At 58.4% G+C, this 25063-nt stretch carries 28 protein-coding genes; 19 read left to right on the top strand and 9 right to left on the bottom strand.

All coding sequences use genetic code 11. The features are described from left to right. Positions 1-61: 61 nt before the first annotated feature. The 13 genes from SLH47_RS05315 to SLH47_RS05255 all read left to right on the top strand — a co-directional run bounded on the left by SLH47_RS05315 (position 62) and on the right by SLH47_RS05255 (position 9684). On the top strand, positions 62-904 hold the full coding sequence (locus tag SLH47_RS05315) for a CoA ester lyase (protein ID WP_320238339.1): 843 nt from the start codon (positions 62-64) through the stop codon (positions 902-904). Then, complete coding sequence (locus tag SLH47_RS05310) at positions 901-1455, top strand: NnrU family protein (RefSeq protein WP_320238338.1); 555 nt, start codon at positions 901-903, stop codon at positions 1453-1455. Before SLH47_RS05315 ends, SLH47_RS05310 begins: the two co-directional genes overlap by 4 nt. 1 nt (position 1456) lies before the next feature. Next, on the top strand, positions 1457-1663 hold the full coding sequence (locus tag SLH47_RS05305; RefSeq protein ID WP_320238337.1) for a DUF1737 domain-containing protein: 207 nt from the start codon (positions 1457-1459) through the stop codon (positions 1661-1663). Then, positions 1660-2685, top strand: coding sequence for a MaoC family dehydratase (locus SLH47_RS05300; RefSeq protein ID WP_320238336.1), 1026 nt, complete (start codon positions 1660-1662; stop codon positions 2683-2685). Before SLH47_RS05305 ends, SLH47_RS05300 begins: the two co-directional genes overlap by 4 nt. Then, positions 2682-3782: a M48 family metallopeptidase gene (locus tag SLH47_RS05295; protein ID WP_320238335.1), complete on the top strand. Its 1101-nt coding sequence runs from the start codon at positions 2682-2684 to the stop codon at positions 3780-3782. The genes SLH47_RS05300 and SLH47_RS05295 overlap by 4 nt, the downstream gene beginning before the upstream one ends. 64 nt (positions 3783-3846) lie before the next feature. After that, positions 3847-4512 carry a DUF1194 domain-containing protein gene (locus tag SLH47_RS05290; RefSeq protein WP_320238334.1) on the top strand — a complete coding sequence of 222 codons (666 nt, stop codon included), beginning with the start codon at positions 3847-3849 and terminating at the stop codon, positions 4510-4512. A 217-nt stretch (positions 4513-4729) separates the two neighbouring features. Beyond that, the gene (gene sdhC / locus SLH47_RS05285) at positions 4730-5113 is read left to right on the top strand and encodes a succinate dehydrogenase, cytochrome b556 subunit (RefSeq protein WP_320238333.1); all 384 of its coding nucleotides are present in this window, start codon (positions 4730-4732) and stop codon (positions 5111-5113) included. 12 nt (positions 5114-5125) lie between these two features. Further along, positions 5126-5497 carry a succinate dehydrogenase, hydrophobic membrane anchor protein gene (sdhD, locus tag SLH47_RS05280; RefSeq protein WP_320238332.1) on the top strand — a complete coding sequence of 124 codons (372 nt, stop codon included), beginning with the start codon at positions 5126-5128 and terminating at the stop codon, positions 5495-5497. A gap of 21 nt (positions 5498-5518) precedes the next feature. Next, complete coding sequence (gene sdhA, locus SLH47_RS05275; RefSeq protein ID WP_320238331.1) at positions 5519-7324, top strand: succinate dehydrogenase flavoprotein subunit; 1806 nt, start codon at positions 5519-5521, stop codon at positions 7322-7324. Continuing rightward, the gene (locus tag SLH47_RS05270; protein WP_320238330.1) at positions 7324-7653 is read left to right on the top strand and encodes a succinate dehydrogenase; all 330 of its coding nucleotides are present in this window, start codon (positions 7324-7326) and stop codon (positions 7651-7653) included. Before sdhA ends, SLH47_RS05270 begins: the two co-directional genes overlap by 1 nt. Further along, complete coding sequence (locus SLH47_RS05265; RefSeq protein ID WP_320238329.1) at positions 7653-7943, top strand: hypothetical protein; 291 nt, start codon at positions 7653-7655, stop codon at positions 7941-7943. Before SLH47_RS05270 ends, SLH47_RS05265 begins: the two co-directional genes overlap by 1 nt. 25 nt (positions 7944-7968) lie before the next feature. After that, positions 7969-8748 (top strand): succinate dehydrogenase iron-sulfur subunit, encoded by a 780-nt coding sequence (locus SLH47_RS05260; protein WP_320238328.1) that lies wholly within the window; start codon positions 7969-7971, stop codon positions 8746-8748. 84 nt (positions 8749-8832) lie between these two features. Beyond that, positions 8833-9684: an urea carboxylase-associated family protein gene (locus tag SLH47_RS05255; RefSeq protein ID WP_320238327.1), complete on the top strand. Its 852-nt coding sequence runs from the start codon at positions 8833-8835 to the stop codon at positions 9682-9684. On the opposite strand, the gene deoD is transcribed toward SLH47_RS05255, so the two are convergent. The 3 genes from deoD to SLH47_RS05240 all read right to left on the bottom strand — a co-directional run bounded on the left by deoD (position 9681) and on the right by SLH47_RS05240 (position 12844). Further along, a complete protein-coding gene (gene deoD / locus SLH47_RS05250; RefSeq protein WP_320238326.1) occupies positions 9681-10385 on the bottom strand; it encodes a purine-nucleoside phosphorylase in 705 nt (234 codons plus the stop codon). The genes SLH47_RS05255 and deoD overlap by 4 nt on opposite strands. A gap of 51 nt (positions 10386-10436) precedes the next feature. Next, complete coding sequence (locus tag SLH47_RS05245; protein ID WP_320238325.1) at positions 10437-10754, bottom strand: H-NS histone family protein; 318 nt, start codon at positions 10752-10754, stop codon at positions 10437-10439. Positions 10755-10876: 122 nt separating this feature from the next. Next, positions 10877-12844 (bottom strand): protein meaA, encoded by a 1968-nt coding sequence (locus tag SLH47_RS05240; RefSeq protein WP_320238324.1) that lies wholly within the window; start codon positions 12842-12844, stop codon positions 10877-10879. A gap of 177 nt (positions 12845-13021) precedes the next feature. On the opposite strand from SLH47_RS05240, the gene SLH47_RS05235 reads away from it, so the two are divergent. From SLH47_RS05235 to SLH47_RS05210, 6 genes are all read left to right on the top strand, one after another. Next, entirely contained in the window at positions 13022-14419 is a 1398-nt protein-coding gene (locus tag SLH47_RS05235) for a 1-acyl-sn-glycerol-3-phosphate acyltransferase (RefSeq protein ID WP_320238323.1), read from the top strand. A 120-nt stretch (positions 14420-14539) separates the two neighbouring features. Next, the gene (gene ccrA / locus SLH47_RS05230; RefSeq protein WP_320238322.1) at positions 14540-15832 is read left to right on the top strand and encodes a crotonyl-CoA carboxylase/reductase; all 1293 of its coding nucleotides are present in this window, start codon (positions 14540-14542) and stop codon (positions 15830-15832) included. Positions 15833-16187: 355 nt separating this feature from the next. Beyond that, entirely contained in the window at positions 16188-16982 is a 795-nt protein-coding gene (locus SLH47_RS05225; protein ID WP_413785622.1) for a helix-turn-helix transcriptional regulator, read from the top strand. 92 nt (positions 16983-17074) lie between these two features. After that, entirely contained in the window at positions 17075-17710 is a 636-nt protein-coding gene (locus SLH47_RS05220) for an acyl-homoserine-lactone synthase (protein ID WP_320238321.1), read from the top strand. Positions 17711-17750: 40 nt separating this feature from the next. Next, positions 17751-19277 carry an ATP-dependent DNA helicase gene (locus SLH47_RS05215; RefSeq protein ID WP_320238320.1) on the top strand — a complete coding sequence of 509 codons (1527 nt, stop codon included), beginning with the start codon at positions 17751-17753 and terminating at the stop codon, positions 19275-19277. Then, positions 19274-19984, top strand: coding sequence for an SDR family oxidoreductase (locus tag SLH47_RS05210; protein WP_320238319.1), 711 nt, complete (start codon positions 19274-19276; stop codon positions 19982-19984). Before SLH47_RS05215 ends, SLH47_RS05210 begins: the two co-directional genes overlap by 4 nt. Here SLH47_RS05210 and SLH47_RS05205 read toward each other — a convergent pair. The 6 genes from SLH47_RS05205 to SLH47_RS05180 all read right to left on the bottom strand — a co-directional run bounded on the left by SLH47_RS05205 (position 19981) and on the right by SLH47_RS05180 (position 25060). Next, a complete protein-coding gene (locus tag SLH47_RS05205; protein WP_320238318.1) occupies positions 19981-20730 on the bottom strand; it encodes a TIGR02186 family protein in 750 nt (249 codons plus the stop codon). The two genes, SLH47_RS05210 and SLH47_RS05205, sit on opposite strands and share 4 nt — an antisense overlap. Beyond that, positions 20727-21650, bottom strand: a complete 924-nt coding sequence (locus tag SLH47_RS05200) for a sulfite exporter TauE/SafE family protein (RefSeq protein WP_320238317.1) — start codon at positions 21648-21650, stop codon at positions 20727-20729. The genes SLH47_RS05205 and SLH47_RS05200 overlap by 4 nt, the downstream gene beginning before the upstream one ends. Positions 21651-21787: 137 nt before the next feature. Next, positions 21788-22594, bottom strand: a complete 807-nt coding sequence (locus SLH47_RS05195) for a purine-nucleoside phosphorylase (RefSeq protein WP_320238316.1) — start codon at positions 22592-22594, stop codon at positions 21788-21790. Continuing rightward, complete coding sequence (locus tag SLH47_RS05190) at positions 22578-23546, bottom strand: ABC transporter permease (protein WP_320238315.1); 969 nt, start codon at positions 23544-23546, stop codon at positions 22578-22580. Before SLH47_RS05190 ends, SLH47_RS05195 begins: the two co-directional genes overlap by 17 nt. Beyond that, positions 23547-23966, bottom strand: coding sequence for a hypothetical protein (locus SLH47_RS05185; protein ID WP_320238314.1), 420 nt, complete (start codon positions 23964-23966; stop codon positions 23547-23549). It abuts the gene before it with no gap. A gap of 8 nt (positions 23967-23974) precedes the next feature. Beyond that, on the bottom strand, positions 23975-25060 hold the full coding sequence (locus SLH47_RS05180) for an ABC transporter permease (RefSeq protein WP_320238313.1): 1086 nt from the start codon (positions 25058-25060) through the stop codon (positions 23975-23977). Positions 25061-25063 lie beyond the last annotated feature (3 nt).

Here is a 25063-nt window from a genome sequence, read left to right as displayed (position 1 = left end):
GGCTTGAATGATCTGGGAAATTCTGGCCATCTCCGCGCAATAATATTTCAAGGAGGATTCGATGCAAAATCGCCCCTATCGCTCCGCACTTTACATCCCCGGCTCAAAGGATCGGGCGCTTGAGAAGGCGCGCGGACTGCCCGTCGATGTGATCCTGTTTGATCTTGAAGATGCGGTGGCACCCGACGCCAAGATCGCCGCGCGCGATACGCTGCATGTGGCGTTGGCGGATGGTGGTTATGGCCAAAGACTGCGGATCGTGCGGATCAACGGGTTGGATACGGAATGGGGTCGCGCGGATGCAGCAGCGGTCGCTGCGATGGATTGCGATGCGATCTTGTTGCCCAAAGTCAACGGCACCGAAGACGTTGATGCACTCGCCGCTTTGGTGCCGGACAAACCGATTTGGGCAATGATGGAGACGCCACAGGGCATCCTGAACGCCGCCCAAATCGCCAATCATCCCCGGATTGCCGGTTTCGTCCTCGGCACCAACGATCTGGCGAAGGACCTGAATTCGCGGACCCGCGCGGCACTCACAACCTCACTCCAGCTCTGCGTCCTCGCGGCGCGCGCGGCGGGTATCGTGGCGCTCGACGGGGTCTATAACGCCTTCAAGGATGAGGACGGTTTGCGGGCCGAATGCACGGAAGGGCGCGATATGGGCTTTGACGGCAAGACGTTGATCCACCCTGCGCAGGTCGCCATCACGAATGAGATTTTCGGGCCCACTGCGGAGGAAATCGACCTCGCCCGCCGTCAGATCGCAGCGTTTGAGGCGGCAGAGGCCGAAGGGCAGGGGGTGGCCGTCGTCGACGGACGCATCGTTGAGAACTTGCATATCGTGACCGCGCGGGCGACTTTGGCGAAAGCTGAAGCCATCGCCGCGCTGGAGACAACATGACCACACTCATCGCCGGTATCGCCCTTTGGTGGGCGGCGCATTTGTTCAAACGACTGGCCCCGGCAACACGCGCCAAGCTGGGCGAGCCGGGCAAGGGGATCTTCGCGGTCCTGATCGTGATCAGCGTGGTGCTGATGGTGCTGGGCTACCGCGCGGCGGACGGGCCGGTCTATTGGGGCCGCGACCCGATGTGGGTGGGCATCAACAACCTGTTGATGCTGCTCGCCTTCTATTTCTACGCCGCCAGCGGTGCGAAGGGTGCCAAAATCTGGCTGGGCACCAAGGTGCGGCATCCCCAGCTGACCGGCTTTTCGATCTGGGCTGTCGCGCATCTCTTGGTCAATGGCGATCTGCCGTCATTCGTGCTGTTCGGCGGACTTTTGTCCTGGGCCATTGTCGAGGTTCTCCTGATCAACACACAAGACGGCCCGTGGGAACGCCCACCACGCGCACCTTTCAAGAAAGAGGTGGTGGCGATTGTCATCACGCTTGTCATTTACGCCATTGTGATGGGCATCCATTACGCGCTGGGCGTGACACCATGGGGATAAGATGACCAAACTCTACCGTCTGCTGACCGAGGATGACACCGCCGCCTTCTGCCACAAAGTGTCAGACGCCTTGTCCAAAGGGTGGGAGCTTTATGGCGATCCCACCTATTCCTACGACCACGCCAATGGCGTGATGCGCTGCGGGCAGGCGGTGACCAAAGAGGTCGACGCCCCTTATGCGTCGGACATGAAACTGGGCGCGCAATGAGCAAGACAAATCCGGGCCACTTCTTTGAGGATTACGCCGTTGGTGATGTGATCACCCATGCGGTGCCGCGGACCATTTCCGGCGGCGAACGAGCGCTCTATCACGCGCTTTATCCGGCGCGTGGCGCACTTTATTCTTCGGATGAATTTGCGCAGACCTGCGGTCTGCTCGCCTCCCCGGTCGATGACCTCATCACGTTTCACACGGTGTTCGGCAAGACGGTACCCGATATCTCGCTCAACGCCGTGGCCAATCTCGGCTATGCGGAGGGGCGATGGCTGCGGCCCGTCTATGCGGGCGATACGCTCACGTCGCGATCCGAGGTGATCGGGGTCAAGCAAAACTCCAACGGGAAATCCGGGGTCGTTTGGGTGCGCACGACCGGGCGAAACCAGCGCGGAGACGATGTGCTGACCTATGTGCGCTGGGTCATGGTGCGCAAGCGGGGCGAGGGCGAAGCGCCAGAGGCCGTGATCCCCACGCTCGCCGATGCTGTGGCACCGGGCGATCTTGTAATCCCGGACGGGCTGTCTTTTGCGGAGTATGACTTCACTCTGGCGGGAGAACCGCACCGCCTAGGCGACTATCAGGTGGGTGAGATCATCGACCATGTGGACGGCGTGACTGTGGAAGAGGCCGAGCATATGCTCGCCACGCGCCTTTGGCAGAACACGGCGAAGGTGCATTTTGACGCCACGCACAGGCCAGACGGCAAACGGTTGATCTATGGCGGCCATGTCATTTCGCTCGCCCGGGCTTTGTCATTTAACGGGCTGGCCAATGCGCAGATGATTGTGGCGCTGAATGCCGGGGCGCATGCCAACCCCTGCTTTGCGGGCGATACGGTGCGGGCATGGTCTGAGGTTCTCGAAATTGCCGAGACCAATGCGCCAGGCGTCGGTGCCATCCGCCTGCGCCTTGTGGCAACCAAGGGCGCGGCCGGGGCGCTGCGCGGCGACGATGGCAAATACCTGCCTGACGTACTGCTCGATCTCGACTATTGGGCATTGATGCCCACATGATCGCGGCGAACTGGTGGGAAGAGCGCAAGCGCGCGCAGGGAGAGCAGGTCTTTCTGGATGCTTTGCGTGATTATGCGGGCGGTACGCTTGATGCAAAACGCCATGGCCTGATCGGTGCGCAGATCCTCTCCGTCCTGATCCTGGCCACGCCCTTTGCTGTCGCGCTCTGTGGGGTGGCGCTGATACTCTCTACCCTGCCGTCTTGGGGTGGTGTTTTTTTCGGCGCGGTTTTGATTGCGGCGGGCTATGTCCTGCTCCCCGCGCGTTACCGCGTACCGAAAGATGCGTTGACGCGGGATAAGGCACCCATCCTGTTCGCCCAAATGGACAAGGTATCCGATGCCTTGTCTGCACCTCGGATCAGCCATGTCGCGGTGACCGAGGAGTTCAACGCCTTCGTCACGAAAACAGGTGGCAAGACCGTTCTCGGGATTGGCGGCTTGTTGTGGGAGGCAGCATCGGCCAATGAAAAGCGCGCGCTTGTCGCCCATGAGATCGCGCATCTCGTCAACAATGACCCGGCGCGCGGACAGGTGATACGCTACGCGTTAGATACCCTGGCCCGGTGGGAGGATCTGGTTGCCCCGGACTGGCATGGCAATGTCTTTGCAGATATCGCATTGCTGCCGTTCCGATTACTGATCGCCGCGTTGGAGCAGGCGCTTTTGCGGATGATGTTTTTGCAAAGCCAGCGTGCGGAGTACCTTGCGGACGCGCTTGCGGCGAAGGTCGCGGGGTCGGATGCGATTGCCAGTCTTCTGAATACATCGTCACTGGCAAGCATTCTTGAGACGGAGTGGAACAAGATACACGGGATGGCCGACGTGTCGGGCCGTGCGGTTCTGCGGCGGTTGGTTGTATGCCTGACGGACATGGACGCGGAGCGCCGCGCGACGCTTTTGGCGCAGAACGATCAAGAAAAACTCTCGGTTGATGTCACTCATCCACCCAATGCCTATCGGCGTGCTTTCGTCGATACCATCGCGCCTGATGAGGTGACACTTTCGCCATCGCTTTTTGATGAGGAAGACCCAGCGCTCGACAAAGCGCTGCACAGAATAGGTGAGAAGCTCGCGGTTCATTTTGACGCGCAATAGAAAGCGCGTTCGGCTCACATTGTTGTTGTTTGTCCTCCGTTCCATACCGCGTAGGGTGGCGTCTATGCGCGGGGCACTGTTGGCAGGTTTGATCGGGTGGGGCGGTTCAGTATCTGCCTGCGATGTCGCTTTGATGCTGGCGGTGGACGTCTCGGGCTCGGTCGATGCGCGCGAATACCGGGTGCAGATGGATGGGCTTGCCGCAGCACTGATTGACCCACCGATTGCCGACGCGTTGGTGGCGGGCAAGGCCAAGGTCGCGCTGATGCAATGGACGGGGTCGGGCCGGCAGGCGGTTGTGATCAATTGGACTGAGATGACGCATTACGCTGATGTGGGCGCCTTTGCCGATCAGATCATTGGCGAGCCGCGATTGTGGCGCGACTATTCAACCGCCATTGGCGAAGCGATGGCGCTGTCGCTCAGCTATTTTGCCCAGGTTCCCGAATGCCTGCGCTACATCGTCGATATCTCCGGCGACGGCGAAAGCAATGAAGGCCGCTTACCCTCTGCCACTTGGGCTGATCTGGAGAGGGCCGGTGTGACCGTGAATGCACTGGTGATCGAGGAAAGCGTGCCGGGCCTCACGGGTTATTTCGAGCGAGAGGTGATCACGGGACCAGGCTCATTTGCGATCACGGCCAATCATTTTGACGATTATCCGGTGCAAATTCGGCGCAAGCTTTATCGCGAGTTAACACAAGCTGTCGCACAAAGCGGGACGAGGTAGACGAAAGTGCCAAAGTTCCATCACTCAAGCAACGGGGATGCCGCCAAATGTGATCACAGGTTTTTCAGCTGTGATCACATAAGTGAAAATCCTTGCAATCGCGACCATTTTTCGCGTCTCAGACCCATTCGGCCACGTGACTCTCGATATGGAATGGTGCACAAAATGCGCAAGCAACTGCCTGCCAAGGCAGCGCAAGCCAGCGAAGGAAACAGAAATGGCTGATGTGAACAGGGGCAATCGCCCCCTCTCGCCGCACCTGACGGTTTATCGCCCGCAATGGACGTCAATGACGTCAATCCTCGTCCGGATCACCGGTAACGCAATGATCGTTGCGGGGCTGTTGATCGTGTGGTGGTTCGTGGCTGCCGCGTCGGGGCCAGAGGCATTTGCGACGGCAAACGGGTTCCTGACCAGTTGGTTTGGGGATTTGGTTCTGTTCCTGTCCGTTCTTGGTCTCTGGTATCACACTTTGGGCGGATTGCGGCACCTTGTCTGGGACAGTGGCCGAATGCTGGATGTTGAAAGATCGGAATTGGCCGGACAGATGATGATCGTTCTATCCGTCCTTCTGACGATCTTCACGGTTATTGCGGTCTAAGGGGGCAAGAGCATGGCATTTCTGACAGATCGCAAGCGCGCCATGGGCCTCGGCTCGGCCAAAACCGGGACGGAGCATCATTGGCAGATGATGGTGACCTCGGTCGCACTTTTGGTGTTGATCCCGCTTTTTGTGTTCACATTCGGCTGGATCCTGGGGTCATCCTATGACGAGGTGATCGCCTATTATCAGCGTCCGTTCCCCGCTGTGGTTGCCATTCTGACGATGCTTGTGGGCTGGTTCCACTTCCGCCTTGGCGTGCAGACCCTGATCGAGGACTACGTGCACGGCCTTGCCCGCAAAATTCTGATCATCGCGATGATCTGTGTGTCCTACGCCGCAGCCGCATTTGCCATTTTCGCAATCGTGCGCATCGCGCTTTAAGTCGACCGGAGCAACCTCAATATGGCAGCTTATGAATACGAAACGCACACCTATGACGCGATTGTTGTAGGGGCAGGTGGCGCTGGTCTGCGGGCGACTTTGGGCCTGGCGGAGCAGGGTCTGCGCACGGCCTGCATCACCAAGGTGTTCCCGACCCGGTCGCATACTGTTGCAGCGCAAGGCGGGATTGCCGCGTCGCTGTCGAACATGGGCCCTGACCACTGGCAGTGGCATATGTATGACACGGTAAAGGGCTCGGATTGGCTCGGTGATACTGATGCAATGGAGTACCTGGCCCGCGAAGCGCCCAAGGCGGTCTATGAGCTGGAGCATTACGGCGTGCCGTTCTCGCGTACCGAAGAGGGCAAGATTTATCAACGCCCCTTTGGCGGCCACACGACCGAGTTCGGCGAAGGCCCGCCAGTACAGCGCACATGTGCCGCCGCTGACCGGACCGGCCACGCGATCCTGCACACGCTCTATGGTCAGTCGCTCAAACAGCAGGCCGAGTTCTATATCGAATACTTCGCGCTTGATCTGATCATGTCCGATGACGGCATCTGTCAGGGCGTGATTGCATGGAAGCTGGATGACGGTACCATGCATGTCTTCAATGCGAAGACAGTCGTGTTGGCCACGGGCGGCTACGGCCGCGCCTATTTCAGCGCCACATCTGCGCATACCTGCACCGGTGACGGCGGCGGGATGGTGGCACGGCAAGGCCTGCCATTGCAGGACATGGAATTTGTGCAGTTCCACCCGACCGGCATTTACGGCGCTGGCTGCCTGATCACAGAAGGCGCGCGCGGTGAGGGCGGTTATCTCACCAACAAGGACGGTGAGCGCTTCATGGAACGTTATGCGCCCAACTACAAAGACCTCGCGCCGCGTGATTATGTCAGCCGCTGCATGACGATGGAAATCCGCGAAGGGCGTGGAGTAGGCGCGGACGGCGATCACATCCACCTTAACCTCAACCACTTGCCGAAAGAGGCGCTGGCCGAGCGTTTGCCGGGTATTTCCGAGTCTGCCCGCATCTTTGCCGGTGTGGATGTGACTAAAGAGCCGATCCCTGTGCTGCCCACCGTGCACTATAACATGGGCGGCATCCCGACGAACTACATGGGTGAGGTCCTGAGCCCCACCAAGAAAGACCCCAACGCCATCGTGCCGGGTCTGATGGCAGTGGGCGAGGCGGGTTGTGCCTCGGTCCACGGTGCAAACCGGCTTGGTTCAAATAGCCTGATCGACCTCGTGGTATTCGGGCGTGCCGCCGCCATTCAGGCTGGTCAGGTCGTTGACAAGGACGCTCCGAACCCGACGCTGAACCAGAAGTCAATTGATCAATGTTTCGACCGTTTCGATGCGCTACGCCATGCTGACGGCACGACGGGCACGGCAGAGCTACGGCTCGAAATGCAGCGCGCGATGCAGGAAGACGCCGCCGTCTTCCGCACCGACAAAACGCTTGGCGAAGGTGTCAAGAAGATGACAGCGATTGCCGAGAAGATGGACGATCTGAAAGTCACCGACCGCAGTCTGGTTTGGAACAGCGACCTGATGGAAACGCTGGAACTGACGAACCTGATGCCCAACGCGCTGGCCACAATTGTGGGCGCCGAAGCACGCAAGGAAAGCCGCGGCGCCCATGCCCATGAGGACTATGACAGCCGCGACGATGAAAAGTGGCGCGTCCACACGATCAGTCATATCGGCGGCGCAAATGTCAAACTCAGCTACCGGCCTGTGATCACTGCCGCATTAACCTCTGAAAAAGATGGCGGGATCAGTGAGGCCAAGATCGCACCAAAGGAGCGGACATTCTGATGCGGATTTTGGCAGTAAGTGGCATCGCGCTCGCCTTGGCGGGATGTATGCAGGATCTAGGCCCCGCGGGCGACACATTGGCCCGCGATGCGGCCAAGGGTGTAGTGAATTCTGTCGTGCAAACCCGCTTCCCGGGCGTGAACGCGGAACCATACACGGATTGTATTATCGATAACGCATCTGGCTCCGAGATCCTGCAGATCGCGGAAGCGGCGATTGTCGGGACGACTCAAGCGACGACCGAACTCGTGGCAGACATTGCCGCGCGGCCTGAAACGGTGCGCTGCGCGGTGAATAACTCGCTTGCAATTCCCGGTCTGACACTCTGATGCGTGGAATTTTAGCGATCTGCGTGCTCCTGCTGGCCGCGTGTGAAAGCGAGCCACCCACACGGGAAGAGGCCGCGAACCGCTGCGAAGAACGCGCGCGCGATGCGCAAGCACCGAATGTCGGCGTCAAAGTGGGCGCAAGCTCGAATGATGGCCCATTTGCGAGCGTTGATATCGGTGTCACGACCGACCTGCTGCGCGGACGTGACCCGTTGGAGGTCTATGAGGAATGTGTTTTCAATCTAACCGGCGAGCCGCCAATTCGACCCGCGCGGCTGCGGGCGCTGTAGGAGCTGTGATGGAAGGAATAGCAAGATGGTACAACTGACACTTCCAAAGAATTCGCGGATGACGGTCGGCAAAACCTGGCCAAAACCCGAGGGCGCCACCAATCTGCGCAAAGTCCAGATTTATCGCTGGAACCCCGATGATGGGCAGAACCCGTCGCTTGATACCTATTTCGTCGACATGGATACGTGCGGTCCGATGGTTCTGGACGCGCTCATCAAGATCAAGAATGAGATTGACCCGACCCTCACCTTCCGCCGCTCGTGCCGCGAGGGGATCTGTGGGTCCTGCGCGATGAATATCGACGGGATCAACACGCTCGCCTGCATTTACGGCATGGATGAGATCAAGGGGGACATCAAAATCTACCCGCTGCCGCATATGCCGGTGATCAAGGATCTGATCCCTGACCTGACACATTTCTATGCGCAGCATGCCAGCATCATGCCGTGGCTTGAGACCAAGACGAACCGCCCGGCGAAAGAGTGGAAGCAGTCGATTGAAGACCGCAAAAAGCTCGACGGCCTTTATGAATGTGTGATGTGCGCGTCCTGCTCGACCTCATGCCCGTCCTATTGGTGGAACGGCGACCGTTATCTGGGTCCAGCGGCGCTGCTGCATGCCTATCGCTGGATCATCGACAGCCGGGATGAGGCGACGGGTGAGCGTCTGGATCAGTTGGAAGATCCGTTCAAGCTCTATCGCTGTCACACGATCATGAATTGCGCCAAGACCTGCCCCAAGGGCCTGAACCCGGCCAAGGCGATTGCGCATATCAAGGGCATGATGGTCGAACGCGTCGTTTAAGGGCACGGCGACCGAACGGCCACTGAAACCTGGGCCGCGCAAGCATGTGTTGCGTCCCACCGGTTTTCGGCGTGACATGGTGGCATGACAAACGACACATCTCCGCCAGATGCCGCAGCGCGTCGCGCCGTGCAGCCGGTCATCTGCTACCCCACCGATACGCTCCCCACGCCGGACCTGCCGCTTTATCAGCGTGCACGTGCCTCAGTGACGCCAACCGATCACGTTACCGTTCCGCCGCGCGATGCCGGTGCTATCCGCGTGCCCGCTGGGGCCTTTCTGCGCATCGCCTGCACCGAAGGCCCCCAAGTGGGCGATCTGAACCTGTTCAACGCCCATGACCTGTCAGAACACTTTTATTCCGGCAAGACGCGTGCGCTGCACGGCAGTCATGTCACGACCGGAGATCAGCTCTGGTCATCCTTTCCCACCCTGCGCCCCATGGCGACGATAACCCACGACAGCCTCGCCTGGTACGGCAGCGATGAGTTTGGCGGCCGGGTCCATGATGTGATTGGCACAAGATGCGATCCTTACACAGGGCGCCTCTTGTCCGGCAAGGACTACCACTATTGCTGCCATTCAAACCTGACGCGGGCCTTAGCGGATGATCAGAACATCTCGCTTGTGGAGGCTGAGCCCCACATCCACGACGTCCTCAACGTCTTCATGTGCACAGGTTTCACGCGGGACACGGGCCAGTACTTTATGAAGGCCAGCCCCGTGCGTCTGGGCGACTACATTGAACTTTTCGCAGAGATCGACTTGCTGGCGGTGTTAAGCGCTTGCCCCGGTGGTGATTGCGGCTCTGTCCATTCAAGTGATGACGCCCGTTGCTTTCCCTTGGAAATGCAGGTGTTCCAACCGACCACCCAAGCGTTGACCGGATGGCAGCCGCCACAAGTCAACGCCTATGATCGCGGCCATGGCCGCTAGGCAAAAGCGGCGCTCAGCGCGATCTCGATCATACCACCAAAAGACCGCTCCCGGTCTTCGGCAGGCAATGCCTCATGCGTCAAAAGGTGATCGCTCACCGTCAGAACGGCGAGCGCCCGGCGCCCATGCCGCGCGGCGAGGTTGTAAAGCTCCGCCGCCTCCATCTCGACGCCGAGGATACCATGGCGGACCATCTGTTCATTCAGGTCCGGCCGCTCATCATAAAACACATCCGACGAATAGATCCCGCCCACGTGCCTCGGTACCCCCTTGTCCGACGCTGCCTTATGTGCTGCGTGCAGCAGACCAAAATCGGCACAAGGGGCAAAGTTAAGCTCTTTGAAAATGCCACTCGACGGTGTCGAAAGCGTGCTCGCCGTCATCGCGAGGATCACGTCGCGGATTTTCACGTGCTCCTGCATGCCACCACAGGAGCCGACGCGGATCAGCGTCTGCGCGTCATAATCCCGGATCAGCTCATTGGTATAGATAGACAGAGAGGGCATCCCCATGCCCGATCCTTGGATCGTCACGGGATGCCCCCTCCAGGTGCCGGTAAAGCCCAACATGCCCCGAACTTCGTTAATGCAGCGAACATCCTGCAAGAACGTCTCCGCCGCCCATCTGGCCCGGTAAGGATCACCTGGCATTAAGACGGTTGGGGCAATTTCACCTTTTTTTGCACCAATATGAATCGTCACGCCGCACCTACTACTATGCTGGAACCCCGAAACGTAGGGGCGAGACTGATACTATATTTCCATTGCATCGGGCGATGTGCCCGCAGCAATCGCTGATTTAAACCATTCCGGCTGCCGGCCTTTGCCGGTCCAAGTTTGATCCGCATTTGCCGGGTTGCGGTACTTTGGGACAGATGCCGTTTTGGGCCCCGTCCGTGTCTTGCGCTTTTTGGGTGCGCTCAGGTCCTGAGCAATATCCGCGAGTGTGAAGCCGTGCGCGGCAGCTGCTTTCTGAGCCGCGGCCAAAGCTGCCTTCTTGTCCTTCTCTGCGAGTTTATCCAGCGCTTTTTCGACATTGGTCTTGAGCCTTTCCAGCTCTTTTCTTGTCATTGATTTTAGGTCAGATTTCATTCTTGCGCTCCAGTTTTCAGTAGCTGGGCGCATATCACCAGTCCTTGGGATATGCATCCCAAAAACATGGGTATTATAGACAAAAGTGCAAGTAATGGCGCTTATTCAGCAGCAACCTGCCGTGGATCAACGAGCGTAACGATATCCCCCATAATGACATTCAATTCGAAATCTTTGGGTGTATACACTTTTGCGACGCCCATGGCACGCAATTTCTTGGCATCGTCATCCGGGATAATACCTCCGGCAATGACGGGAATATGGCTCAGCCCGGCGGCGCGCAGTTTGTCCATTACGTCGCGGACCAACGGGATATGCGAACCCGACAAAATGGATAGGCCAATGATATGTGCCTGGTTTTCTGCAGCGGCCTCAACGATTTCGTCGGGCGTCAACCGGATACCTTCATAGTCGATATCCATTCCGCAATCGCGCGCGCGTGCGGCGATTTGTTCGGCACCATTGGAGTGGCCATCAAGGCCAGGTTTGCCGACCAGGAATTTCAGGCGGCGGCCAAGAGCGGCGCTGACCAGATCAACCTGCTCGCGCAAATCCTCAAGCCCTTCGGTACGGTTTGACGGATTACTGCTGACGCCGGTTGGGGCGCGATATTGTCCGAAAACACCGCGGATCACGTCGGCCCATTCACCCGTTGTGACACCGGCACGCGCACACGCAATGGAGGGCGGCATGATATTGCTGCCGTCTTTTGCCGCTGCCCGCAAAGCGAAAAGCGCCTCTTGCACGGCACCCGCGTCACGCGCGGCTTTCCACGCTTGCAGACGGCGCAATTGATCCGCCTCCGCTTCGGGGTCGGCGACCATAATGGCGTCATCACCTGCCGTCAGCGGTGAAGGTTCACCCGCCTGCCATTTATTGACGCCCACAACTGTCGTCTCGCCCTTTTCAATGCCGCCAATCCGCGCGGCATTGCTTTCGACAAGGCGCGATTTCATATAGGCGATTGCGCCCACCGCACCGCCCATTCCGTCGATCTGTGCTAATTCCGCGCGCGCGCCTTCTTTCAGCGCCCCCACTTTCCGCTCGATCGCGGGATTTCCGTCAAAGAGGTCGTCGAATTCCAACAGGTCCGTTTCATACGCAAGGATCTGTTGCATCCGCAGTGACCATTGTTGATCCCAGGGGCGCGGCAGACCCAGCGCTTCATTCCAGGCCGGCAATTGCACAGCACGCGCTCGCGCCTTTTTCGACAGGGTCACGGCAAGGGTTTCAAGAAGAATACGGTAGACGTTGTTTTCCGGCTGCTGTTCGGTCAGCCCCAGCGAATTGACCTGCACGCCATAGCGGAAACGGCGATATTTCGGGTCTTCAACGCCATAGCGGGTTTCGCAAATCTCGTCCCACAATTCGACAAAGGCGCGCATCTTGCAAAGCTCGGTGACGAACCGAATGCCGGCATTCACGAAAAACGAAATGCGCCCGACCATTGCAGGGAATTGCTCGGCAGGCACTTTGCCTTTCAAATCGTCAAGCACTGCCGTTGCGGTTGCAAGTGCAAATGCCAATTCCTCTTCCGGTGTCGCGCCCGCCTCTTGCAAATGATAGGAGCACACATTCATCGGGTTCCATTTTGGCAGATGCTGGCGCGTATAGGCCGCAACATCAGTAATCATTCGCAAGGACGGTTCCGGCGGGCAGATATATGTGCCGCGCGAGAGGTATTCCTTGATAATGTCATTCTGCACCGTGCCCTGCAGCGCGCTTACATCGGCACCCTGTTCCTCGGCCACGGCAATATAAAGCGACAAAAGCCAGGGGGCCGTCGCGTTGATGGTCATTGAGGTATTCATCTGATCCAGTGGGATCTGATCGAAAAGGGCGCGCATGTCGCCGAGATGGCTGACAGGGACGCCCACCTTGCCAACCTCACCCTTCGCGAGCACATGATCGCTGTCATAGCCCGTTTGCGTGGGCAGATCGAAGGCGACTGACAGGCCCGTTTGCCCCTTGGCCAGATTACCCCGGTAAAGTGCGTTCGATGCCGCAGCGGTCGAGTGTCCGGCATAGGTGCGAAACAGCCAGGGACGGTCTTTCTGGGTCTGGGACATGCGAGCACTCCTCGAATCTGTCTGCGTAATTTTATTACGCGTGAGTTCCGTTATAAGTAATGAAGTGGCGCTGTCAATTCGCTGCGTTGCGGCATAAGAAACGTTTTCAGGCCAAGTCCATCAGGGTTCGTCCGCGATTTCCATTGGCAATCATCGGTGTTTTGATACGCTTTCGCCATGACACAGCCTATTACCATGCCGCTTTGGGCATTTGTTCTTGTCGTGCTTTTTGCGGCTGTGACCTTTGCATCGCACTTTCTGTTCCCATCTGTGCGCTGGTTCTTTCGTAAGCGGGCCGAACGGGCCATCGCGCGATTGAATGAACGGCTGCAGCGCCCAATTGAACCCTTCAAGCTCGCCCGTCGCTACGACATGATCCAACGCCTGAGCTATGATCCAGAGGTGACGCAGGCGATTGTGGAATATGCTCGCAAAGAGCAGGTGCCCGAAAACGTGGCCTTTGAGAAGGCACAGCAATATGCCCGCGAGATCGTTCCCTCGTTCTCTGCCACGGCCTATTTCAGCGTCGGTATTCGGTTGGCGCGCTGGCTGTCGAAGTCTCTTTATCGCATCAGGCTGGATAGCTTTGATCGCAAAGCTCTCGCCGATATTGATCCGCAAGCTGCTGTTATCTTTGTCATGAACCACCGCAGTAACATGGACTACGTCCTTGTGACCTATCTTGCTGCAAATGCCGGTGCGCTTTCCTATGCGGTTGGCGAATGGGCGCGGGTTTGGCCGTTGTCGGCGCTGATCCGCGCAATGGGCGCCTACTTTATTCGCCGCAAGTCGCGCGGTGCTCTCTATCGAAAAGTACTGGCGCGTTACGTGCAGATGGCGACGCGCGGCGGTGTGAGCCAGGCGGTTTTCCCTGAAGGTGGACTTAGCCTTGATGGTAAACTCGCGCCCCCGCGTATGGGTCTTTTGAGCTATGTGATCGAGGATTTCGACCCGGAAGCGCGTGAGGTCATCTTTATCCCCGTGGCTTTGAACTATGATCGCGTTCTGGAAGATACGATCCTGATTGCAGCGGACAAATCCGGGCAGCGCCGCTTTCAACCGCCGCTTCTCAACGTGCTTCGCCGGGTCAGTCGCCATTTTCTGCAACGCCTGACGGGGCGTTTTCGTGGATTTGGCACGGCCTCCGTCAGCTTTGGTGAGCCTTTGAAACTGTCCGCATTTAAGCCCGATGCGAAGGATGACCTCACCGAAGCAGTTGCGACGGAATTAATGCATCGTATTTCGGAAGTGACGCCTGTTCTGGATGTGCCACTTGTCGCGCGGCATCTTTTGGCGTCCGATGAGGCCACTGCTGCTACATTAGAGCAGGCGGTCACGGCTTCTATCGCCGATTTGACTGACCGAAATCGGCCTAAGCCGCGCCGCAAGGCTAACGAGATCGTCCGCGACGCGCTGCAGCGGATGAAAGCGCGCAAACTCATTGCGCAGTCCGGTGATCGGTTCACCGTGACCGTCACGGGCCAGGACGTTCTGCCGTTCTATGCCAATTCCATTGCGCATCATTTTTCTGCCCCTGCAAAGGGTTTGGTGGAAAATGCTGCGGCCGCTGAGTAATTAAATTACAAATATGTATCAAAATTGGTTGCAATGTTACCAATGCACCATATAACGAAGCCACAGCGCACCCGATTCTGCGGTGCAGCAGGACATGGATAACGCATAATGGAGACGACGATGGCCCTCGATCAAACTGCCCATGGCGCCACCTACAACGCGCCGCAAAAGGACCTTTATGAGGTTGGTGAGATGCCCCCGCTGGGCCATGTGCCAGCGCAGATGCACGCTTGGACCATCCGCCGTGAACGTCATGGTGAACCTGACAAGGCCTTTGAGATTGAGGTGGTCGATTGCCCCAAGCCCGACAGCAACGAGGTTCTCGTGCTCGTGATGGCGGCAGGGGTCAATTACAACGGCGTTTGGGCCGGTTTAGGCGTGCCGATCAGCCCCTTTGACGTGCATGGAGCAGATTTCCACATCGCGGGTTCCGACGCATCCGGCATCGTCTGGGCCGTGGGCGACAAGGTGAAGCGTTGGAAGGTTGGGGATGAGGTTGTCATCCATTGCAACCAGGACGATGGTGATGATGAGCATTGTAATGGCGGCGATCCGATGTTCTCGGATAGCCAGCGGATCTGGGGCTATGAGACACCGGATGGGTCATTCGCGCAGTTCACATGCGTGCAATCACAGCAGCTCATGCCACGCCCGCAGCACCTGACATGGGAAGAAAGCGCCTGCTACACGCTGACATTGGCGACGGCCTATCGGATGCTCTTTGGGCATGAGCCCCATGATTTGAAGCCAGGCCAGAACGTGCTGGTCTGGGGCGCATCCGGCGGCTTGGGCTCTTACGCGATCCAGTTGATCAACACCGCCGGCGCGAATGCGATTGGTGTGATCAGTGATGAAAGCAAGCGTGAATTCGTTGAGTCGCTGGGGGCGAAAGGCGTCATCAACCGCAAGGATTTCAATTGCTGGGGGCAATTGCCCACGGTCAATACGCCCGAATACAACAATTGGCTGAAAGAGGCGCGAAAGTTCGGCAAGGCCATTTGGGACATCACCGGTAAGGGCGTGAATGTCGACATGGTGTTCGAACATCCAGGTGAGGCGACATTCCCCGTCTCATCACTGGTCTGCAAGAAAGGCGGCATGGTCGTCATTTGCGCCGGCACCACAGGGTTCAACTGTACCTTTGATGTGCGTTACATGTGGATGCATCAAAAGCGCCTGCAGGGCAGCCATTTTGCGCATCTCAAACAGGCCAGCGCGGCCAATCAGCTGATGATTGAGCGTCGTCTTGATCCCTGCATGTCAGAGGTGTTTGGCTGGCAGGATATTCCCGCGGCGCATACCAAGATGCGCAAAAATGAACACAAGCCGGGCAATATGGCAGTTCTTGTGCAGGCGCCCATTACAGGGCTGCGGACCTTTGAAGATACGCTTGAGGCTTCGCAAAACAGATAGTCTTTTCAGGTGCTTGGCAAAGGGCGCAGCATGTCATTGCGGCGCCCTTTTGGTTTGCACGACACAATGGCTGCGTCAATAAGTGGCATGTCTACCCACTATTTTTGGGGGATCGGAAGCCGTGAGTAAAATGCTAAGATGTATGGTGCTACTATAGGTTGTTAAGAAATCATTAACGATTATTAGAGAGACTAGTAAATGGGACATGATTGGATAATTGATGTTCTCGCAGACTTGAAATCATTTGCGAGTACAAATGATCTACCGCAGTTGGCGGAGCATCTGGAAGAGACTGCTCTGACAGCACGACAAGAGATCGATAGCAAGGTGGAAAAACCGTCCCGCATGATGCGAGGTGACGGTGCTGGAGATCGATACTTTTTTGCGAGCGCTGGAGCAGGCCGACGCGCTTGATAAAATCCAAGATCTGATCGTTGGGCTGCGGGACGCCTTTGAAGTTGATCACGTTGTCTATCATTGGGTCAGCGCGGATGGTGAGCAATACGGGTTTGGCACCTATGACCCGGCCTGGGCGCAACGCTATCAGGATCAGGAATATCTGCGCGTCGATCCAGTGATTATTGGCTGTTTTCAGCGGTTCCATCCGGTGGATTGGAACCGTTTGGACTGGTCTTCCAAGGCGGCGCGTGAATTCCGCAAAGAGGCGATCGAATATGGGGTCGGAAACCAAGGGTATTCCATCCCGATCCGTGGACCAAATGGGCAGCTTGCGCTGTTCACGGCCTCTCATTCGACGGATGATGAGACTTGGGCGGATTTCACAGCAAAGCATCAGCGCGATTGGATCCTGATCGCCCATTACCTTAACCAAAAGGCGCTTCAGCTTGAAAAGGGCCGCGCGCCTGATCCGGTGCGCGCACTCAGCCCGCGTGAAACCGACGCGCTCACCTATCTTGGCATGGGCTATAGCCGCGGTCAGGTGGCGGATTTGTTGAAAATCTCTGAACACACGCTACGTGCTTATATCGAAAGTGCGCGGTTCAAACTTGGCGCACTGAACACGACCCACGCGGTTGCGCGCGCGACGAGCGAGGGCCTCATCATCATCGGCGGCGCCGCGCGTGCTGCCTCTGGCGGTTGGCCGGGCCGGGAAGAGGACGACAAACCGCATAAGAGCGCAGCGAGTTAACAAAAGGTTAATCGCTCGGGCGGGGCGTTAACCATTGGTGTCGCGCCACATTTTACCCTGACAGCATTAGCGTTGTTAGAAGGGTAAATCAGATGCTGCGTTACATTTATGGAAATGAACTCACCAACTATCCTGTTTTGCAGGACAGCATGCACCGGGACCGTGCTGCGCAATTTGCGGACCGTCTGAAATGGGCCGTTCATGTCGACGAAAACGGCTGGGAGCGGGATGAATACGATGCGCTGAACCCGCTTTATGTGATCTGGGAAAATCCCGATGGCACACATGGCGGTTCCATGCGGTTCCTGCCGACCACCGAGCAGACCATGGTGAATGATCATTTCAGCGCTTTGCTGAATGGCGTTGACATTTGCAGCCCATTTATCTGGGAATGCACACGGTTTGTACTGGGGCAAGGCGCCAATTCGCGGGTTGCGGCCGCGATGATGCTGGCAGGCGGCGAATTGATGCGGGCATTTGCCCTGACGCATCTTTTGGGCGTGTTCGATCCGCGCATGGTGCGTATCTATTCCATGATCGGCGCCTCGCCCGAGGTTCTGGGCAGTTCCGGTGAGGGCCGCGACAAGATCAGTGTCGGCCTGTGGCCCTATCGGCCCGAAGACCGTATCCGTGTCCTCAAACGTGCAGGGCTGTCATCGGAGATTTCTGAACACTGGTTCAGCCGTTCCTTCGGCCATCCGATCCGCGATATGCAAAAGGTCGCCTGACGCTCTGGTCGTGCCGCGACGGGCCGGATAGTGTCGCGGCATGAATGCACCCCAGATCACATTCTCGGATGACCAGGCAGAGGCCTGGGACAATGTGGCGCTCGCCATGCGCCAATCCGGGATTGATTTGGATGACGCGCTGCTGCAGCCACCGCAATCGGACATGACATCGGTTCTGGCCGTGGTGGGTAAGGCGGGGTCGGGTAAAACGATGCTGCTTGCCAAGCTTTATCAGGCACTGGATGAGGCGGGTGTCGATGTCATTTCCGGCGATTGGGAAGGACGCAAGCGGAAGGATCGCCGGACTTTGGCGATCCTCGCCCCCACCAACAAGGCGGCGAGTGTCCTTCGGAACCGGGGTGTTCCGGCAACAACAATCCACCGGATTCTCTATACCCCCGTCTATGACCCCGAATACGAGAAGGTGGCCGAATGGTTGGCCGGTCAGGGGGATAAGCCCGAAATTGAGGGGCTGACGGAGATGGCGCTGGACCGCGCTTTCGCTTCATATCAGTCCAACAAATCGATCCCTGCGGCTTTGGCCGCCGCGGGCCTGCGCGGGTCTGATTTCATCACGGGCTGGAAAAGGCGGGAAGAGCCGCTGGATATCGGGTTTGTCGACGAAAGCTCCATGCTGGATGAAAAACAGTTTGAAGACCTGCAAGAGATCTTTCCGACGCTGCTTTTGTTCGGCGACCCGGCGCAATTGCCGCCCGTCCAATCTTCGGGCGGCATGGTTTTTGAAACCCTGCCGGAAAAGCGTGTCCTGACGCTCAACCGTATTCACCGGCAGGATGCGGGCAACCCGATCCTTGATCTGGCCCATGCTTTGGCCGATCCGCAGCTTGATTTTCATGGGTTTGAGCGGATGGTGGAGGATGCCGCCAAGACCGATGACCGCGTGGTGACGGCGCAACGGGTGGAGGCGGACCTGATGGCCCGCTCCCCCTGTCTTGTCTGGCGCAATGCCACTCGGATAAGGCTGATCCATGCGTTTCGGGCTGCCTTTGGTGCGCCGGATGACGAGTTGCTTGCCGGTGAGCCGTTGATTTGCGACGGGATTGAACTGCCGCTGAAGCACCGCAAGAAGCGCCTTGATCTGGAGGCGCGGGGCCTGATCAAGGGGGCGCAGGTGATCTACCTTGGGCCGGGGCGCAAGCCCGGCTTTTCGCGTCTGCACGTGATGGGTGCTGAAGACCCGCAAGTGAGTGCGGCGAGCATTGTGAAGATCGAACAGGAGGGCGATGAAGAACCATTTATCCCTTTTGCGGCACGCATGGGGGCCACGTTTCTGCATGGGGCTGCAGTGACCATCCACAAGGCGCAAGGGTCGCAATGGGATACCGTGCAGGTCTTTGCGCCGGACATCTATGCGGCCTCGCGTATGGGGCGTGTTGAGGCGGGGCAGCCTTTGTGGAAGCGGCTCGCCTATGTTGCGATCACGCGGGCCGAGACGCAGTTGCGCTGGGTCGTGCGCAACCGTTTAGCGCGCCCGACAGGCGCTTTGCGCGTGGACGATCTGGAGGTGCTCGCAGCGCCGCTTGAATTGAAAAGTGAAGAGATATGAAGAGCATCATCATTACCGGGGCCAGCAGTGGGATTGGCCGTGTGACGGCAGAGCATTTTCTGCAGGAAGGCTGGCGCGTGGGCCTGATAGCGCGGCGGGCGGAGCCACTGAAAGAGATGGCTCACGCAAATGCGGTGCCGCTGCCATGTGATGTGACAGACGAAGCGGCTGTCAATGCGGCTTTTGACGGGTTCGGACGGTTGGATGTGCTTTTCAACAATGCAGGCATGTTTGGGCCGCAGACGACAATTGATGAGGTTGCGCTGGCCGATTGGCGACAGGTTGTGGATGTGAACCTGACGGGCATGTTCCTGTGCGCGCGAGCGGCGTTCCGTGTGATGCGCGGTCAGGACCCGCAAGGGGGACGGATCATCAATAACGGCTCAATCTCGGCCCATACGCCGCGGGAAGGGTCGGTCTGTTACACGACGACCAAGCATGGCGTGTCGGGGCTGACGAAGACATTATCGCTGGATGGCAGGCCCTTTGATATTGCTTGCGGACAGATCGATATTGGGAATGCGCGCACCGATCTTGTTAAGAACCTTGAAAAGACGCGCGCCGCACAGGGCCTTGAACCGTTGCCCAGCATGGCGGTCGAGGATGTAGCACGCGCCGTGTTTCACATGGCCTCGCTGCCGCCAGAGGCGAATGTGCAGAACATGATGATCATGGCGACGAAGATGCCACATATCGGGCGGGGTTAGCGGCGCAGCAGCGAGAACGCTGCCGACGCGCCCCAGCCTGCGACGATCGCGATGGCCAGTGACATCAGCCCGTAAAGAAACGCGTTGTCGTGGGCGAGGTTATAAAGCCAGCGTTCCAGACCAACCTTACGCACGGGGATGAAGGTGATGTATTCGTCGATGACGCGGCCATCGCGGGTCAGGAAAATATGCGCCTCGTATTCGCCTTCGGTGAGGTTGGCGGGCAGGCTTATCGCGGTGCGAAACAGGGTTTCCTGTTCAACATCCACCGCACCTTCGAGCACCTGATACAACTCTTCCCCCGCGCGGATGCGGATCAGCGCGCGGGTAAATGATGCGCTGTCTTCTACCACAGCACCCACAGACCGGATGACGCGCGGGATCGTGATGCCATAGCGCAGGTCTTCGACGTCTTTGAGCACCTCGCGCATCGGTGCACTGGTCGCGACGGCATAGAAGGAAGGGGCGGCATCCACCTCAACCTCGTCGGTGTTCACCCAGATGCCCAATCTCTTGTCCTTGCGGCGGACGATGACCGGCTCACTCGGTCCCATCACCGTGACGATCACGCCGAGGTCGCTTTCATCGGGGATCGGCGCCTCGCGTTTGATGGCGCCAAAGACCAGAATGTCTGAGCCTTCGAAAGTTGCGGTGATAGCCACCTGATCACGGCTGAGGCCCAGCACAATTTCTTCCGCCTTGGCGGGCAGGGCCAGCAGGATGAAAAGCGCAAAAAGACGGATCATGAATGCCCGCCTTCGCCCAAGCTATAGAGTTCGGCTGGTTGGACCAGTAGATCGAAGGCCAGTTTGCCACAGACGGCCAGCACCATCAGCGCTAGCAGAATGCGCAGTTGTTCGGCCTTCATCTTGACCCCGATGCGTGTGCCGATCTGGGCGCCGATGACGCCGCCGACGAGCAGTAACACAGCCAGAACCACGTCGACGGTGTAGTTCGTTGTGGCATGCAGCATCGTGGTGAAGGCGGTCACAAAGATGATCTGGAACAGCGATGTCCCGACAACCACCTTGGTTGGCATGCCCAACAGATAGATCATTGCAGGCACCATGATGAAGCCGCCGCCCACGCCCATGATTGCAGCAAGGACGCCCACAAGCACGCCCACCATCAGCGGGGGAATGACCGAGATGTAAAGGCCCGACACCCGGAACTTCATCTTGAAGGGCAGATTGTGGACCCAATTATGCTTGCGCCGTGTGGGTGGGGCCGTACCGCCTGCCTTGCCCGCGCGACGGATCGCCTTGAGGCTCTCGAAGAACATGAGCGTGCCGATCATGCCAAGAAACACGACGTAACAGAGCTGAACGAGCAGTTCGACCTGACCCAGGGATTTGAGATAGTTGAACAGCAATATCCCAAGGCCGGACCCGACAAGGCCGCCTATGAGCAAGACCGTTCCCATCTTGAGATCGACGGTTTTGCGTTTGAGATGCGCGAGAACCCCAGAGAATGAGGAGGCGACAATCTGGTTGGCCTCAGTCGCGACGGCCACAGCAGGTGGGATGCCGATGAAAAAGAGAAGCGGTGTCATCAGAAAGCCCCCGCCCACGCCGAACATGCCCGACAAGATGCCCACAATCCCACCTAGCCCGAGTAACAGGAACGCGTTCACCGAAACCTCGGCGATGGGAAGGTAAATCTGCATGAACTGATCCGGGCGCTTGTGCCCCTGTGGGGTCCAAGAAAACGCTTTCAGTGCATCGTGTCAAATGGCTGGGCGACGATTATGCTGCAGATGCAGAAATTCCGCCACGTGGACGTATTGGTGAGCCTAAATTGGACTTATGTTTGCGCCTGCAGGAACCCGCGTAGCACCTTTTCCAGCTTGGCCGCGCCGATAGGTGCCATCGCCTTGGTATGGTCATGGCTGATCGCCTCATCGCTCATGCCCGCAGCCATGTTGGTAATAGTTGAGATGGCAGCGGCTTTCAGGCCTAGAAACCGGGCGAGGATCACTTCAGGCACCGTCGACATGCCGACCGCATCGGCACCCAGCATGGCAATAGCCTTGATCTCCGCCGGGGTCTCAAAGGATGGGCCAGAATACCAGGCGTAGACGCCTTCGGCCATCTCGACCTCTGCCGTCTTGGCCGCCTGATGTAGCGCGCTGCGCAAGTCGGGATCATAAGCGTCTTTCATCGGAACGAAGCGCGCATCGGTTGGTTCGCCAATCAACGGGTTCAGACCGGAAAAGTTGATGTGATCCGACAGGCACATAATCGATCCGGTTGGCATATCGGTGCGCATTGAGCCAGCCGCATTTGTCGCGATCACCGCATCGGCGCCGAGTTCCTTAAGCACCTCCAACGGCAACCGCATCGCGTCAGCGCGCCCGTGTTCGTAGTAGTGCGACCGTCCGCCAAAGACGGCGACCCGTACGCCTTCGAGATCGCCGATCACGAGGTTGGGGTTGTGGCCTGACACGCCCGCATGTGGAAAGCCGGGTAGATCACCATAGGGGATCGCGATGCCGTCCACCGTATCGGCGATGTGGCCTAGACCGGAACCCAGGATCAGGCCGAAGCGCACGGGCGCATCGCCCGCAACGCCTTTGATCTGGGCGGCGAGCGTTTCAGCGTTCTTTGACATAAGGTTCCCCCCCGGCGCGCGGCGGGATCGCCTTGCCCACAAAACCGGCCAAGATCACAACGGTCAGGATGTAGGGCAGCACATCCAACAGCTGGCCATTGACCTGGAAGCCCAGCACCCCTTCGACCACGTCCGCGCGCAGCGACATTGCCTGCAGGAACCCGAACAGCAGGCAGGCATAAAGCGCGTACCAAGGGCGCCATTTGGCGAAGATCAGCGCGGCAAGTGCGATAAAGCCACGCCCGGCGCTCATATCTTTCACGAAACCCGCTTGCAGGGCGGTGGCCAGATAGGCGCCTGCAAGGCCACAAAGCACGCCGCAGATGCCCACGGCCGCAAATCGCAGCCAGATCACAGACACGCCAGCGGTATCAACAGCGGCGGGGTTTTCACCAACGGCGCGCAGGCGCAGGCCAAAGCGCGTGCGGAACAGCACCCACCAGGTCAGCGGCACTGTCAGAAGTGCGAGATAAACAAGGATAGTGTGGCCGGAGATCAGTTCGGCATATATCGGGCCAAAAACTGGGACGTCGCTGAGCGCGTCGGCAAAGGGCAGTTCAATCGGGTTGAACCGCGCATCCCCGCTCAGCTGCGGGGTTCGTCCGCCCTGGCGAAACCAGCTTTGCGCGATGACCACCGTCAGCCCGGCCGCCAGAAAGTTGATGGCGACACCGGAAATCAACTGGTTGCCGCGAAATGTGATTGAGGCAAGGCCATGCACAACCGACAGGATCAGCGACGCGCCAATCCCGGCTAGAAGGCCCAACCAGACGCTGCCTGACACGGCAGCGATTGCGGCTGACAGAAACGCCGCCGCCAGCATTTTCCCTTCCAACCCGATATCAAAGATACCGGCCCGCTCTGAAAAGAGGCCCGCAAGGCAGGCCAGAAGCAGCGGGGTTGCCAGACGCAACGTGGCGTCCAGCATCTGTAGAAGGGTCGCAAAGTCCATCTAGGCGGCTTTCTCCATCAGGAAGGGGAAGAGGGCGAAGAACCGTTCGGCCACTTCGGGGTTGCGCCGCAAGGCATCTTCGGCCTCGGCTTGCGTGATGTCATTGGCCTGCGTGCGGTCGCGCCGCATGAAGAATTGCAGCCCCAGCATCGCGTCGAACCGATCATCGGTGATGAAGGGATCATGCGGGATGCGGCGCATCACGGCCTCGTTCGGGCGAAAGACGTTGGCCCTGTTTTTGACCGCCAAAAGCGCGATCAGATGCGGCGGTACGTCATTGCCGGGGATGTTGTCGATCACCATGTGGATCCATTGGTGGAATTCCTCCATCGTAATCATGCCTAAAGCCAGACAACTGAGCACAAAGCCCAGATCTGCCCCTGTGTCATCCTCGACACCGATTTTGAGTGGTCCTGCCATTATCATTATTATGCTCTCCTCATTTTCAGGAAAAGCCGCTCAAGCGGCATGCGCACCATGTTATCCAGTGCGCCCGTGAACAGGATCACCAATGCCTGTATTACGATGATCAGTTCCCGGGGGATCGACGTCCATAGGGCGAGTTCTGCGCCGCCTTGATATAGAAAGCCGAAAAGAAGGGCCGCCAGCAACACCCCAAAGGGATGACTGCGCCCCATCAGTGCGACGGCGATGCCGATAAAGCCCGCCCCCTCCACTGCGTTCAGGACCAGCCGTTCGGCCTCGCCCTGGACGTTGTTGATGGCCATCATGCCGGCAAGAGCGCCTGAGATAAGCATGGCAACCATGATGATCTTGGTCGGGCTGATGCCCGCATATTTGGCCGCGGATTCGGAATGCCCGAAGGAGCGGATTTCGTAGCCAAGCCGCGTCCGCCAGATCAGCGCCCAAAGGGCGACACAGGCGATGAGGGCCACGAAGAATGTGATATTGGCGGGCGCACCACGGAAAAACGTGGTTTCGCCGAAATTGAACATGTCCTGGAAAGACGGCAGATGCGTCGTTTCGGGAAACCGCGGTGTCGCCGGTTCCATGCCAGGTGCCTTCAGCGCACCAATCAGCATGTAGTTCAGCAGGGCGGCGGCGATGAAGTTGAACATGATCGTGGTGATCACGATATGACTGCCGCGCTTGGCCTGCAGGAAGGCTGGGATGGCGGCCCACGCCGCACCGAAAATCGCCGCTCCGATGGCCGCACCCAACAGAGCCAGCGTCCAGTGAGGCCACGGGATGTAAAGGCAGATGATCGCCACGCCAAGGCCACCAACCAGCGCCTGACCCTCACCACCGATGTTGAAAAGCCGCGCGTGAAACGCGATGGCCACGGCGAGCCCCGTGAAGATAAAATTGGTCGCGTAGTAAAGCGTATAGCCCCAGCCGTAAGTCGACCCCAAAGCGCCGTCGACCATGAGCTTCAGCGCTTCCCAAGGGTTCTCACCAATAGCCAGGATCACAAGCGCCGACAGCAAAGCTGCCAGCAGGATCGAGATCAGCGGTATCAGGATGACATCGGCCCATTTTGGCATTGCGTCCATGCC

Origin of the sequence: Cognatiyoonia sp. IB215182, from assembly GCF_033963905.1 — a bacterium.
In the GTDB taxonomy this organism is placed as follows: Bacteria; Pseudomonadota; Alphaproteobacteria; order Rhodobacterales; family Rhodobacteraceae; genus Yoonia.
The sequence above is the reverse complement of the archived record's forward strand: the minus strand, read 5'-3'. Positions and strand labels throughout refer to the sequence as shown.